This is a genomic window from Acidimicrobiales bacterium, assembly GCA_035294085.1.
Classification (GTDB): domain Bacteria; phylum Actinomycetota; class Acidimicrobiia; order Acidimicrobiales; family Bog-793; genus DATGLP01.
Genome location: DATGLP010000018.1, coordinates 1 through 13,889, shown reverse-complemented (window position 1 = coordinate 13,889; position 13,889 = coordinate 1). Strand labels below are relative to the sequence as shown.

The following is a 13,889-nucleotide window of genomic DNA, read 5'->3' as shown; positions in this document are numbered from 1 at the left end:
ACTCGTCGCCTCGCGGGCGCGGCCGTCGTGCCACGACGTGCGCTCCAGCGTGCCGAGCGATGCGTCGCCCGCGCGGGTGGCACGCGACCGGCGGCGGCCTCGGACGCCGCGGCCTTCGGCGCTCGCAGCGTGCCGACCGTGCGCCGCCCGGCTGGCCGAGGTCACCGGGCCGTCGCCTCGCGCCGGCGCAGCGAGCCGGCACCGAGGCGTCCCGTGAGCTCGAAGGCACGCCACATGGACGCGTAGTGCCCGCCGAGCTCGAGGAGCTCGTCGTGGGTGCCGGCCTCGACGAGCTCGCCGTGGTCCAGGACGAGGATCCGGTCCGCGCTGCGCGCCGTCTGCAGGCGGTGCGCGATGACGATGGTCGTCCGGCCGCGCGCGACCTCGCGCATCGCGGCGGCGACGCGCGACTCGGTCGCGAGGTCGAGGTTCGAGGTGGCCTCGTCGAGGAGGAGGACCGCCGGCTGGACGAGCTCGGCACGCGCGAGCGCGACGAGCTGACGCTCGCCGGCCGACAGCGAGCGCCCTCGCTCGGCGAGCTCGTGGTAGTAGCCGCCGGGGAGGCTCGCGATGAACTCGTGCGCCCCGACGGCGCGAGCGGCGGACTCGACCTCGGCGTCGGAGGCCGAGGGGCGGCCGTAGGCGATGTTGTCCCGGATCGTGCCCGAGAAGAGGAAGGCCTCCTGCGGCACGTACCCGAGCCGGCGGCGGTAGGCGTGGAGGGAGAGCCGGCGCAGGTCGATCCCGTCGACGCGCACGTGGCCGTCGTCGGGATCGTAGAAGCGGGCGAGCAGCTTGACGACCGTCGACTTACCGGCCCCGGTCGCCCCGACGAGCGCCACGGTCTCCCCCGGCGAGACGTCGATCGTGAGGCCGCGCAGGGCCTCGAGGGCGGCGCCCGGTCGGTGGGCTCCCTCCCCGGGCACGCCCCCCGCGGCGCCGTTGCGCCTCGCGCCGAGGTCGCTCGGGTAGGCGAAGCGCACCGCGCCGAGGTCGAGGGCACCCTCGAGGCGCCGGGGCTGGAGCGGCGCCTGCGGGTCGCGCACCAGCGGCTCGAGGCGCATCAGCTCGGCGATGCGACGGATCGAGACCCGCGTCTGCTGCCAGGAGTCGAACACCTGGGAGAGCTGCTGGATCGGGGAGAAGAACATCTCCACGTACAGCACGAAGGCGACGAGCGAGCCGGTGAGCAGCCGGCCGGAGGCGACGAGCGACGCGCCGACGCCGAGGACGATGGCGGTGGCGACGGCGGACAGGAACTGGACGAAGGGGAAGTAGGTCGCGACGAGGCGCTGCGCGCCGACGCGCGTCTCGAGGTAGCTGCGGTTCAGGCGGTGGAAGCGCTCGTTCGCCAGGGCCTCGTGCGCGAAGGCCTTCGACTCGCGCGCCCCGGCGAGGCTCTCCTGGAAGTCGGCGTTCAAGAGCGCGAGGCGCTCGCGCGCCTGCTCGTAGAGGCGGGCGGCGCGCCGGCGGAAGGCCCACGTCGCGACACCGAGCGGCACGGTCACCGACAGGGTGCACAGGCCGAGCTCGGCGTTCATGACGACGAGGGCGATCCCGACGCCGACGAACGTCACGATCGCGACGAGCGCCGCCAGCAGGCCGTTCTCGAGCAGCGACTCGAACTGGTCGACGTCGGTCGTCATGCGGGTCATGATCCGGCCCGCCATCTCCCGCTCGTAGTAGTCGAGGGAGAGCCGCTGCAGCTGCGCCCAGATCCGGATGCGCAGGGAGAGCATGATGCGCTGCGCGCTCCGCCCGGTGACGAAGGTCTCTCCGATCGCGTCGGCGAGGTCCGCGAGCGTCACGGCGAGGTAGAGACCCGAGGCGACGAGGAGCGCGGCGAGCGACCCCCGCTCGACGCCCCGGTCGATGCCCGCCTTCACGAAGGCCGGCCCGGCGAGCGAGAGGAGGGCGTCCGCCACGACGAGCGCGAGCCCGCCGAGCAGCGGGCGACGGAACTCGCCGGCCAGGCGGGCGAGGCTGAAGGCCGGGTCGCGGCGGGTCTCGCGCTCGAGGTCGACCGCCGCCGCGTCGCGCACCGGCCGCAGGGAGGCGACGCCGGCGAGCAGCTCGTCCGTCGGGGCGAGGCTGCGGCGCCATCCCTCCCCTCGCTCGCGACCGAGACCGGCCGGCAGTGCCGCGGGCGCAGGCGCCACCGCCGCCCGCCGCGCCGACGAGGCGCGCCGGGAGGTGGCGCCGGTGGCGCCCGGGTGCGCCTCGTCGGGGCCGGCGACGAGCTCGCGGTAGAGGGCGCTCGTCGCCACGAGCTCGTCGTGGGTCCCCTCGGCGACGACCCGCCCGTCGTCGAGGACGACGATGCGATCCGCGAGGCGCAGCGTCGAGCGACGGTGCGCGCACACCAGCAGGGTGCGACCGGCGAAGGCCTCCCGCAGCGCCTCGTGGATCCGTTCCTCGACCCCCGCGTCCACCGCGCTCGTGGCGTCGTCGAGGACGAGGACGCGCGGGCGGCGCAGGATGGCGCGGGCGAGGGCGACGCGCTGGCGCTGCCCGCCCGACAGCGTGAGGCCGCGCTCGCCGACGACGGTGTCGTAGCCGTTCGGCAGGGCCTCGATGAACTCGTGCGCCTGCGCGGCGCGCGCCGCGGCCTCGATCTCGGCGTCGCTCGCCTCGGGCCTGCCGTAGGCGATGTTGGCGCGCACGGTGTCGGAGAAGAGGAAGCTCTCCTCGAACACGATGCCGACCGCCCCCCGCAGCGACGCGAGCGCGACCTCGCGCAGGTCGTGGCCGTCGAGGCGGACCGAGCCGCGCCCGGGGTCGAGGAGGCGGCACGCGAGCAGCGCGACCGTCGACTTCCCGCTGCCGCTCGCGCCGACGATAGCCACGCGCTCGCCCGGCGCGACCGACAGGTCGAAGCCGTCGAGGACGGGCTCGCCCTCGCCGTAGGCGAAGGCGACGTCGGAGAAGTCGAGGGCGCCGTCGACGTCGCCGAGCTCGAGGGCGCCGGGCGCGTCGGCGATGGCGGGCGCGAGGTCGAGGAGCTGGAAGATCCGCTCGAGGCCGGCGCGCGCCTGCTGGCCGACCGTGAGGACGCCCGCGAGCTGGCGAGCCGGGGCCATGAGCTGCGTGAGGTACGCCGCGAAGGCGAGGAAGGTGCCGAGGGTGATGGCGTGGCGCAGGGCGAGGGAGCCGCCGAGGGCGAGGAGGGCGACGCGCCCGAGCGCCGGGACGGCCTGCAGCAGCGGCTGGAACCGGGACTGGAGGCGCACGACGCGCATCTGCGAGCCGTAGAGCGAGCGCGCTCGCTCGACGAGCCGGTCGAGCTCGCGCCGCTCCTGCCCGAAGGCCTTCACGACGCGCACGCCGTTCACGGCCTCGTCGACGACCTGGACGAGCTCGCCCTCCCGCTGCTGCGCGTCCCAGGTCGCCGGGAAGATCTGCTGGCGCATCCGGTAGGAGACGAGCGCCACCGCGGGCACGACGGCGAGGCTGATGCTCGCGAGCAGCGGCGACAGGTAGACCATGACGCCGAGGGCGACGAGCATCAGGAGGAGGTTGCCGCTCACGATCGGGAAGAACCCGAGGAAGCCCTGGACGAGCTTCGCGTCGGAGCTGGCGCGCGCGACGAGCTGTCCGGTCGGCAGGGCGTCCAGCGTCTGGAGGTCCAGGGCCTGGAGGTGGTCGTGCATGTCGTTGCGCAGGTCGTGCTGGACCGCGAGCGCGGCCCGCCCGCCGAGGTAGCGGCGCAGGTGGGAGAAGCCGAAGGAGGCCGCGCCGACGCCGACGAGCGCGGCGAGCCACGGCCAGCGCGCGGCGGCACGCGCCACGACCACCTCGTCGACGATCTGGCGCACGAGGAGCGGCACGACCGCCTGGCAGCCGCTCGCCAGCACCCCCGCGGCGAGGGAGCCCACGACGTCGCGCCGGTGCGCCAGCAGGTAGCGCCCCAGCCGCCTCAGCCAGCCCGCCCGTCGGCGCCTCGGCCCGCCGCTCATGGCCTCGGCCGGGCGTGCCGGGCGCGGTGCTCGGCCGCCCGCGCCTCGAGCAGCTCGCCGAGGCGCCCGAGCGAGGCGAGGATCTCGGCGCGCTCCTCACAGCGCTCGAGCACCGCCTGCAGGCGCTCGGCCATGGCGCCCTCGGCACGCGCGAGGACGGCGGCGCCCTCCCGCGTCACGCGCAGGGCGACCGCTCGCTGGTCCGAGGCGACCACCTCCCGGTCGAGGAGACCACGGCGTGACAGCGACTCGACGAGGGCGCTCACGGCGGGCTTGCCGATCGCCAGCCGGCTCGCCACCCAGCTCGCCCGCTCCTCGCCCGAGGCGATCGCGGCGAGGACGCGGTACTGGGCGAGGCTCAGCTCGTCCGAGGCGAGCTCGAGGGTCCGTGACGCCCGCGCGAGCGCCCGGACCGCCGTGACGAGGCGCGCCCGGTCGGGTCGGTCACCTCGGGGCCTCGCCTCGCACGCCACGCGCACAGCGTAGCAATTAGTTCGCCTTGCGAACTATCTCCCGGCGTGGTCGGCCGCGACGAGCAGCTGCTCCTGGCGGCCGAGCCCCTCGATCTCGAGCGCCATGCGGTCGCCGGGGCGCAGGTAGGGGAACCGCCCGGACAGCGCCACGCCCTCGGGCGTGCCGGTGCAGACGAGGTCCCCGGGCTCGAGCACGAGGTACTGCGAGAGGTGCCACACGAGGTAGGGGACGGGGAAGATCATGTCCGCGGTCGTCGAGTCCTGGCGCGCCTCGCCGTTCACGAACGAGCGGAGGCGGAGGTTGCCGGGATCGGCGACGTCGTCGGCGGGCACGAGCCACGGCCCGAGCGGCAGGAAGGTCTCGCAGGACTTCCCCTTCGTCCACTGCCCCCCGCCGCCCTCGAGCTGGAACGCCCGCTCCGAGACGTCGTTGGCGATCGTGTAGCCGGCGATGCAGGCGACGGCGGCCGCCGGCGAGTCGAGGTACCGGCACCTGCGGCCGATCACGACGGCGAGCTCCACCTCCCAGTCGGTCCTCGCCGAGCCGCGGGGGATCACGACGTCGTCGTTCGGCCCGACGACGGTGTTCGGGTGCTTGAGGAAGACCACCGGCGAGGTGGGAGGCGGCACGCCGGACTCCGCCGCGTGCGCGGCGTAGTTCTGGCCGATGCAGACCACCGCGGCGGGCCGCGCGATCGGGGCGCCGACGCGCAGCCCCTCGATCGAGCGGGGCTCGAGCCAGCCCTCGGCGAGCGCCGTCCGCACCCGCTCGGTCCCGCCGCCCGCCAGGAAGGCACCGTCGATGTCGCCGCCGGCGAGGACGGGCGCGAGATCGAAGGCCCGCCCCGCCTCGTCGAGGACCACGGGGAGCTCCCGGCCGGGATCCCCGACCCGAAGCAGCCTCATCGCGACGGCTCGGGGGGTGCGAGGAGGCCGGCGGCGAGCGCCGCCTCGAAGTGCTCGACGGTGCGGCGCGCGCCCTCCTCGATCGGCCGGTCGAGCGCCTCGCCGAGGAGGGACCCGAGGGCCGGCGCCTCGAGGAGCGCGGGCAGCAGGAGCGGCTTGCGCTCGAAGCTCACGAGGCCCGCGGCCTCCGGCGCGATCCGCTCGATGAGCTCGACGAAGGCGGCGACGCCGACGCGGGCGCCGGGTACGTTGAGGCAGAGCGCGTCCCCCGAACCGGCGGCCGCCCGGGCGGCCCCGATGAAGGCGCGCGCGCAGTCCGGCGCGTAGGTTGCGAGGACGTTGCCGCCGAAGGCGATCCGGAAGGGCACCCGAGCCGCGGCGGCGAGCAGCGCCTTCGTGAGGTCCGAGGTCATCCCCTGGTCGCGCCCGGGACCGTAGACGACGAAGGGGCGGAGCCCGACCGACCCGATCCCCTCGCTCATCGAGTAGATGCGCGCCGTTCCCTCGTTGGCGACCTTGTACACGCCGTAGTGGGAGTCCGGCCGAAGCGGCGAGCGGTCCGCGACGACGCCGCTCGAGTAGAAGGAGCTGCTCCCGAAGACCGCCGCCGAGCTCGCGTAGGCGATGCCGACGCGCCGGCCGCTCGAGCGGACGGCCTCGAACACGTTCACCGTGCCGACGACGTTGACGGCTGCGCCGAGCGGCGGGTTCGCCGCGCACAGCGGCAGCTGCAGGCCGGCCAGGTGGACGATGTGGGTGATGGCTCGGTCGCGCACGACCTGCGCGACCGCCTCGGTGCTCGTGACGTCGAGCGCGACGAAGTCGACCTCCTCGCCCCGACGAGGGTGGGAGATGAGCTCGAAGCGCCGCAGGTCGGCGCGCAGGTCGCTCGCCACCACGGCCGTGCCCTCGTCGAGGAGCAGGCGCACCACCCACGCGCCGATGCAGCCCGACGCGCCGGTGACGAGGAAACGCTCGCCTGCGTGCACCGAAGCCGCCTCGTCCATGTCGATCGGTCCCTCCTCCTCGTGCGCGCCCGTGCCCGCCTCCACGCTCGCACGGCTGGCAGCCGGCGCGGCGACGTCGCTCACCACCTCGGCGACCTGCGCCACCGGGTCACGCCGGGCGAGCGCGAGCGCTCGCCGGCGGGCCGGGCGTGGCCCCGTCTGCGCGGCGGTGAGGCCCGCCGACCGCCACCTCGCTCGCCTGGACCCGGCGGAGCCACTCCTCCACCCCCGCGATGTGCACGACCGCCCGGGCGGCCGCGATGTCGGGCTGGTGCGCCTCGAGCGCGTCGACGATGGCGAGGTGCTCGGCCCGCGTGCGCTCGAGCGCGTTCGGGTCGGTGACGCCGCGCCAGACCCTCGCCCGGTGCATCGGCCCCGACAGCGAGTCGAGGAGCGAGATGAGCACCGCGTTGCCGCAGAAGGAGTTGACGCGGCGGTGGAACTCGCGGTCGTTCTCGACGAAGCGCTCCGGGGGCGAGCTCGGCGTCACCTCGTCGAGGAGCCGGCGGAGCTCTGCCACCTGCTCGGGCGTCGCGCTGCGAGCCACGAGGGAGACGGCGTAGGGCTCGAGGACGCGGCGGACCTCGAGGAAGTTGAGGACCGAGTCGTCCCGGTGGAAGTCGACGACGAAGCTCACCGCGTCGAGCAAGACGGCCGGGCTGAGGCTCGTCACGTAGGTGCCGTCGCCCTGACGGACGTCGAGGATGCGCACGAGGCTGAGGGCGCGCACCGCCTCGCGCAGCGAGCTACGCGACAGGCCGAGGCGCGCCGCGAGCTCGTCCTCCTTGGGCAGCCGGTCGCCCGGGCGGAGGCGGCCCGCCACGATCATCTCCTTGATCTTCTCGATCGCCTCGTCGGTCACCGCCATGGCGCCACCATCCCCTCGCCTCGCGCCGCAGGCCGCCTCACGCCGCCAGCCCGTAGAAGCGCGCCGCGTTCGCGCCGAGCACCTCGGCGCGCTCCGCGTCGCTCAGGCGCTCGATGAGCGCGCCCGCGAGCGTGACGACCTCGCCGTAGGAGGCGGCGACGGTACAGACCGGCCAGTCCGAGCCGAACAGCAGCCTCCGCGGCCCGAAGCACTCGAGCAGGTGGTCAGCGTAGGGCGCGATGGCCTCGACCGTGCAGCGATCCCCGGCCTCGGTGACGAGGCCCGAGAGCTTGCAGCTGACGTGCTCGAGCTCGGCCAGGCGGGCGATCCACGACCGCCACGGCTCGAGCTCGCCGGTGGCGATCGGCGGCTTCGCGCCGTGGTCGAGGACCATCGGGAGGTCGTCGAGCGCCGCGGCGAGGCGCGTCGCGGCCGGCAGCTGCGCCGTCGTGACGAGGAGGTCGAAGCGGCAGCCGGCCCCTGCTACCTGGCGCAGCCCGGCGACGACCGCCTCGCGCCCCAGGTAGCCGGGGTCCGGCTCGGACTGGACGAGGTGGCGGACCCCGACGAGGCGCTCCCCGCCCGGCCCGTCGCGAAGGCGCGCGATCGCCTCGCCGACGTCGGGCGCCGACAGGTCGACCCAGCCGACGACGCCGGCGACGAACTCGTGCGCCTGCGCGAGGGCGAGGAACTCCTCGGTCTCGTCGGTCTCGGCGAGGACCTGCACGAGCACGCCGCGCTCGATGCCGCAGCCGTGGGCGAGGGCCTCGACCTCCTCGACCCCGAAGCGCCGGTAGAGCGCGGGCGTCTGCTCGATCCAGGCGTGGCGACGGGTCGCCGGGTCCCAGACGTGGAAGTGCGCGTCGATCCTCACCGCGAGCCCACCTCGCTTCGCACGAGCCGCCGGGCTGCGAGCTCGTCGTAGAGCGCCTCGGGGACCTCCGACTGGAAGCAGTCGACGTCCTCGGCGACCTCGGCGGCCGAGCGCGCGCCGACGACGACCGCCGAGACCGCCGGGTGGCGCAGCGGGAAGCGGATCGCGGCAGCCTTGAGCGGCACGCCGTGGCGCTCGCAGACGAGGGCGATCGCCCGCGCCCGCTCGAGGACCTCGTCGCTCGCCGGGCGGTAGTCGAAGCGCGCCCCCGGGCGCACGTCGGCGAGCACGCCGCTGTTGAACACGCCGCCGACGAGGACCGAGACCCGGCGGGCCTCGCACAGCGGCAGGAGCCGCGCCGCCGCCCCCTGGTCGAGCAGGCTGTAGCGGCCGGCCACGAGCACGCAGTCGACGTCCGCCTCCGCCACGATGCGCTCGAGCGGCGCGCACAGGTTCATCCCGGCGCCGATGGCGCCGACGACGCCGGCGGCGCGCAGCCTGGCGAGCTCCGGCAGGGCGCCGGCGAGCGCCTCGTCGAGGTGGTCCTCCGGGTCGTGCACGAGCGCGACGTCGACTCGGTCGAGGCCGAGGCGCTCCAGGCTCTCCTCGAGCGAGCGGCGGACGCCCGCAGCGCTGTAGTCCCGGACGCGGTGCACGCGGTCCTCCCCAGCGAACTCCGGCGGCGCCGGCGCGCCGTCGGGCCCGGCCGGGCGCAGCAGGCGCCCCACCTTCGTCGACACGGTGGCCTGCCCGACCGGCACGGTCGCGAGGAAGGCGCCGAGCCGCCGCTCGGCGAGCCCGGCGCCGTAGTGCGGCGCGGTGTCGAAGCTGCGGACCCCGAGCCGCCACGCCTGCTCGAGCGCCGCGGCCGCGTCCTCGGCCGACACCGCCTCGTAGAGGCCGCCGATCGGCGCGCAGCCGAGGACGAGCCGGGTCACCTCCACCCCCGTCGAGCCGATCCGAACCCGGCCGAGGTCGCCGCCGGACGCCATCACCGCCCTCCCGGGCGGCGCGGTCCGCTCGGCGCGGTACCGCTCGTGCGCAACCCGCGCGCCGGACGCCGCTCGGCCGCCCACGCAGGCCCGGTCGGGTAGGTGTACTCGGCGATCGACTCGGCGCGCAGCTCCGCCGACGCCCCCGGCGCGCGCGGGGCGACGTAGCGACCCGAGACCACCGAGGCGGGCTCGAGGAAGTTCTCGTGGAGGTGATCGATCCACTCGATCATCCGGCCGTCGCGCGCGCCCGAGACCGCGACGTAGTCGAAGAACGCGAGGTGCTGGACGACCTCGCACAGGCCCACCCCGCCGGCGTGCGGGCAGACCGGCACGTCGAACTTCGCGGCGAGCAGCAGGTTGGCGAGGTTCTCGTTGACACCTCCGACCCGACAGGCGTCGATCTGCATGATGTCGATCGCGCGCGCCTGCAGCAGCTGCTTGAACACGACGCGGTTGGCGACGTGCTCCCCGGTGGCGACCGGCACGGGCCGCACGCCCTCGCGGATCGCGGCGTGCCCGAGGATGTCGTCGGGGCTCGTCGGCTCCTCCACCCACGCCAGCTCGAACTCGGCGAGCGAGCGCACCCACGAGATCGCCGTCGGCACGTCCCACACCTGGTTCGCGTCGACGGCGAGGCGGACCCCGCCGCCGAGCGTCTCGCGCGCCAGACGGCAGCGCCGCAGATCGTCCTCGAGGCGGGCGCCGACCTTCAGCTTGACCTGGCCGAAGCCCTCCTTGCGCGCCTCCTCGCAGCTCTCGACGAGGCGCTCGTCGCCGTAGCCGAGCCAGCCCGGCGCGGTGGTGTACGCCGGGTAGCCGGACGCCTCGAGCTCGGCGATGCGCTCGGACCTCCCCGGCAGGGCGCGCTCGAGGATCTCGAGCGCCTCGTCGGGCGTGAGCGCGTCCCGCAGGTAGCGGAAGTCGACGAGGTCGACGAGCTCCTCGGGCGACAGCGCGGCGAGGTAGCGCCACAGCGGCAGCCCGGCGCGCTTGGCGGCGAGGTCGAACAGCGCGTTCGTCACCGCGCCGACTGCCATGTGCATGACGCCCTTCTCGGGCCCGAGCCAGCGCAGCTGGCTGTCCGCGACGAGGCGCCGCCACGTGCCGCCGAGGTCGCCGAGCACCTCGTCGACGTCGGCCCCGGCGAGCAGCGGCTCGAGCGCGCCGATCGCCGCGACCTGCACCTCGGTGCCGCGCCCGATCGTGAAGACGAAGCCGTGGCCGCTCGTCCCGTCGTCGACTCGCACCTCGAGGTACGCGGCCGCGTAGTCGGGATCCGGGTTCATCGCGTCCGACCCGATCGCGCTCGCCGAGGTGGGGAAGCGCACGTCGTGGGTGCGAAAGCCGGTGATCCTCGCCATGGTGCCTACCCGTTCGAAGCGCCGAGCGCGCCGACCCTCGACGCCGTGTCCGCGCCTCGCGCCCGCCCGGCCCGGGCGCGCCGGGCCCTCACGGCACCGCCCTCTCGCGCCCCCGCCCGGCCTCGTACTCCGCGACGACCTGCCGGAACCACGACTCGAGCTCGCCGAGCATGCGCTCGGCGCGAGCCGGCTCGCGTGCGCGACAGTCCGTCGTCTCGAGCGGGTCGGCGGACAGGTCGAAGAGCATCGGCTCGGGCGGCGCGGGTGCCTCGGGACGGTCGCCCGTGCGCGTCACGATCTCACCGATGAGCCCGCGCCGCTTCGCCGCGACGTCGTTCGCCCGGTCCTCGGCGCTGATCTGGAGCAGCTCGCGCGCGGCCGGCACGACGAGCTTCCAGTCGCCGTCGCGCATCGCCGCGTTGCAGCCCCACACGGGCTCGAACCGGTTCCACTGCCAGAAGCGCGCCGGGTACTCGGCTCGCGGGCTGCCGAGGAGCGTCGGCGCGAGGCTCACCCCGTCGAGCGGTGGCCCGTCGCCGAGCGGGGCACCGGCCAGGTCCGCGAAGGTCGGCAGCCAGTCGACGAAGTGGGCGAGGTCGTGGGACACCGTCCCCCCGCGCAGCCGGCCCGGCCAGTGCACGATCGCCGGCGTGCGCACCCCGCCCTCGAAGACGAGGCCCTTGTGCCCGGCGAAGCCGCAGTTGAACCGCCGCGTGCTCTGCTCGCCCTCGCCCCCGAACTGCGGGCCGTTGTCGCTCGTGAAGAGCACGAGGGCGTCCTCGAGCAGCCGGTGGCGCTCGAGCGCCTCGACGAGGCGGCCGACGCCGCGGTCGAGCTCCTCCACCATGGCGTAGATGCGTGCGACGCCGAGCCGGAAGCCGCGCGCGAGGTAGCGCTCGACGGTCGCCTCGGGCGCCTGGAACGGGAAGTGCGGGGCGTTGTAGGCGAGCAGGAGGAGGAAGCGCTCGCTCGCGTGGCGCTCGACGAAAGCGACCGCCTCGTCGGTGAGGCGCGCCGTGAGGTACGAGCCGTCCGGGCCGACCGGCGCCCCGTCGGCCTGGAGCCGGTAGTCGTAGTAGTCCTGCCAGCCGCCGCAGAAGCCGAAGAACTCGTCGAAACCGCGGGCGGTCGGCCAGTACCGGGGATCGAAGGCGCCGTTGTGCCACTTGCCGACGTAGCCGGTGCGCCAGCCGGCCGCGCCGAGCACGTCGCCGAGCGTCCGCTCGGACCGAAAGAGCCGGTCGTGGCCGTAGGCCTCGATCGTGTCGAGCGCGCCCGTCCGGTGCGGGTAGCGGCCGGTGAGCAGCGCGGCGCGCGCCGGCGCGCACACCGGGGAGCCGGAGTAGTGCTGGCTCAGACAGCAGCCACCGGCGGCGAGGCGGTCGATGGCCGGCGTCGAGCTGGCGCCGAAGTTCCAGCGGCCGAGGTCGCCGAATCCGAGGTCGTCGGCGACGATGACGACGATGCAGCGCGGCGCACGGTCCCCGATCACCGGCCGGACCTCGCAAGGCGGGGGTCGCGGGCGCTTCGACGCCTCGTGGCCATCACCTCAGGCGGCGACGCCCGGCCGGAGCAGCAGCTCGATCACCGGTACCTCGACGTCGGGCTTGACGATCGGGAGGTTGAGGGTCAGCGTGCCGGGACGCTCACCGCTGTTCGGTCCGGAGTTCGCGACCGAGCCGGGCGCGATCTCCTGCATACGCACCTCGGAGCCGTCGTGGAGGAAGCGGGCGAACTCGACCTTGCCTGCCAGGTCGGCGAGGTGGAGGTGGCGGAAGGGCCAGGCGAACACGTGGAGGTAGAGCCGGTCGCCGCGGCGCGTGAAGCGACAGTCGGGGGGCGGGGCGAACGAGGACGGGCCGCAGCCGCGGATGGAGCGCTCGTGGAGCGCGAACCAGCGCCCGATCTCGGCGAGCACGGCGCGCGCCCGGGGGTCGAACTCCCCGCGCGCCGTCGGCCCGACGTTGAGGAGGAGGTTGCCGTCCTTGGACACCCCGTCGATGAGCATGCGCAGCAGCTGGTCCGCGGTCTTCCAGTTCTGGTTGTCCCGGTCGTAGCCCCAGCTCCCGTTGAGCGTCTGGCAGGCCTCCCACAGCTGGCCCTCGCCCGTCTCGAGCGGGCGCGACGGCTGGTACTGCTCGGGGCTGATGACGTCGCCGGGGACGCCGAGCCGCTCGTTCAGCACGATGTCGGGCTGCAGCGAGCGGCAGAGCTCGACGAGCTCCTCGGACCGCCAGGCTCGGACCGCGGCGCCCTCCTCCCAGATGCGCACCGGGTAGGACGGGTCGAACCAGAGGTAGTCGATCCTGCCGTAGTTCGTGAGCAGCTCCCGGACCTGGCCGTGGAGGTAGGGCGTGTACCTGCTCACGTCCCGCTCGGCGGCGTGCGCGAGCGCCTCGGGGTCCTCGCGCTGGGGATGGTGCATGTCGATCGGCATGTCCGGGTGGTGCCAGTCGACCACCGAGTAGTACAGGCCGACGCGCAGGCCCTCGGCGCGGAAGGCCTCCACGTACTCGGCGACGAGGTCGCGCCCGGCCGGGGTGTTCGTCGCCTTGTAGTCGGTGAGCTTCGAGTCGAACAGGCAGAAGCCGTCGTGGTGCTTCGCCGTCATCACCGCGTAGCCCATCCCCGCCTCGCGCGCGGCTCGCGCCCAGGCCACCGGGTCGTAGCGATCGGGGTCGAACACCCGCAGGTAGCGGTCGTAGTGGGCGTCGGAGAGCTTCTCCCGGCTCTTCACCCACTCATGGCGCGCCGGGACGGCGTACACGCCCCAGTGGATGAACAGGCCGAAGCGCGCCTCGCGCAGCCAGTCGACCCGGTGCCCAGCTGCCGCCACCCCGCTCACCTCCGCTCGCTCCGGGCGCCGGTCCCTCCGGCGCCCAGGTCGGTACCCGACCCCCGTGGCCCGCGACGCGCCGCCGGCACGATCGCGCCACCGTCTCGCCGACCAAAGGTCGGATGACTCTACCGCGGGTTCGGGCGCACGTCAAGGCGATGACGACGCGAGGCACCCGCCGTCTCCGGCGCTCGGCGCGAGCCTGTGCTGGCTCTTCCCGGTCGATTCTGCCCATTCAACGGCATGACGCGCGTCTGCGAGGAGGTCCCGGGTCGTTGCGCAGGGCGTGGCCGGTTGTCTCGGGCCGCGCTCGCGCCCCTACCGACACGGCAATTCGTCCGATGTCTTGCCGACCGCGATCGGCACGTCGAAGCAGAGCCCGCTCCCCGGCCCGCGCGCGAGCCGCTTCAGCTCGCCGTACAGCTCGGCGACGACCTCCGGCCGAGCCGCCCAGGCGTCGGCGGTCTCGGCGGGATCCGCGGCGAGGTCGTAGAGCTGGCCGGCGGCCTGCGTCGCGCTGCAGGGCTCCCCTCGGGGGACCGAGAAGCCGCCCGAGCCGGTGCCCATGATGAGCTTCCACCCCTCGCGCCGCAGCGCGAAGGTCCCGTTCACG

The 13,889-nt window shown here is 74.7% G+C and carries 11 protein-coding genes; all 11 read right to left on the bottom strand.

What is annotated here, in order from left to right; genetic code table 11:
* Positions 1-161 precede the first annotated feature (161 nt).
* Entirely contained in the window at positions 162-3,956 is a 3,795-nt protein-coding gene (locus VKV23_06050; GenBank protein ID HLI15596.1) for an ABC transporter ATP-binding protein, read from the bottom strand.
* The gene (locus VKV23_06045) at positions 3,953-4,429 is read right to left on the bottom strand and encodes a MarR family winged helix-turn-helix transcriptional regulator (protein ID HLI15595.1); all 477 of its coding nucleotides are present in this window, start codon (positions 4,427-4,429) and stop codon (positions 3,953-3,955) included. The genes VKV23_06050 and VKV23_06045 overlap by 4 nt, the downstream gene beginning before the upstream one ends.
* A 33-nt stretch (positions 4,430-4,462) precedes the next feature.
* Positions 4,463-5,335, bottom strand: a complete 873-nt coding sequence (locus tag VKV23_06040) for a fumarylacetoacetate hydrolase family protein (protein ID HLI15594.1) — start codon at positions 5,333-5,335, stop codon at positions 4,463-4,465.
* The gene (locus VKV23_06035; protein HLI15593.1) at positions 5,332-6,426 is read right to left on the bottom strand and encodes an NAD(P)-dependent oxidoreductase; all 1,095 of its coding nucleotides are present in this window, start codon (positions 6,424-6,426) and stop codon (positions 5,332-5,334) included. The genes VKV23_06040 and VKV23_06035 overlap by 4 nt, the downstream gene beginning before the upstream one ends.
* Positions 6,427-6,451: 25 nt before the next feature.
* Positions 6,452-7,210, bottom strand: coding sequence for a FadR/GntR family transcriptional regulator (locus tag VKV23_06030; GenBank protein HLI15592.1), 759 nt, complete (start codon positions 7,208-7,210; stop codon positions 6,452-6,454).
* Positions 7,211-7,247: 37 nt separating this feature from the next.
* On the bottom strand, positions 7,248-8,084 hold the full coding sequence (locus VKV23_06025; GenBank protein ID HLI15591.1) for an amidohydrolase family protein: 837 nt from the start codon (positions 8,082-8,084) through the stop codon (positions 7,248-7,250).
* A complete protein-coding gene (locus tag VKV23_06020; GenBank protein HLI15590.1) occupies positions 8,081-9,076 on the bottom strand; it encodes an aldo/keto reductase in 996 nt (331 codons plus the stop codon). The genes VKV23_06025 and VKV23_06020 overlap by 4 nt, the downstream gene beginning before the upstream one ends.
* Positions 9,076-10,440 carry an enolase C-terminal domain-like protein gene (locus VKV23_06015; protein ID HLI15589.1) on the bottom strand — a complete coding sequence of 455 codons (1,365 nt, stop codon included), beginning with the start codon at positions 10,438-10,440 and terminating at the stop codon, positions 9,076-9,078. The genes VKV23_06020 and VKV23_06015 overlap by 1 nt, the downstream gene beginning before the upstream one ends.
* An 88-nt stretch (positions 10,441-10,528) precedes the next feature.
* A complete protein-coding gene (locus tag VKV23_06010; protein HLI15588.1) occupies positions 10,529-11,932 on the bottom strand; it encodes a sulfatase-like hydrolase/transferase in 1,404 nt (467 codons plus the stop codon).
* Positions 11,933-11,989: 57 nt separating this feature from the next.
* Complete coding sequence (locus VKV23_06005; protein HLI15587.1) at positions 11,990-13,276, bottom strand: alpha-L-fucosidase; 1,287 nt, start codon at positions 13,274-13,276, stop codon at positions 11,990-11,992.
* 318 nt (positions 13,277-13,594) lie between these two features.
* The coding region (locus VKV23_06000; protein ID HLI15586.1) for a hypothetical protein at positions 13,595-13,889 on the bottom strand (295 nt) is incomplete at its 5' end.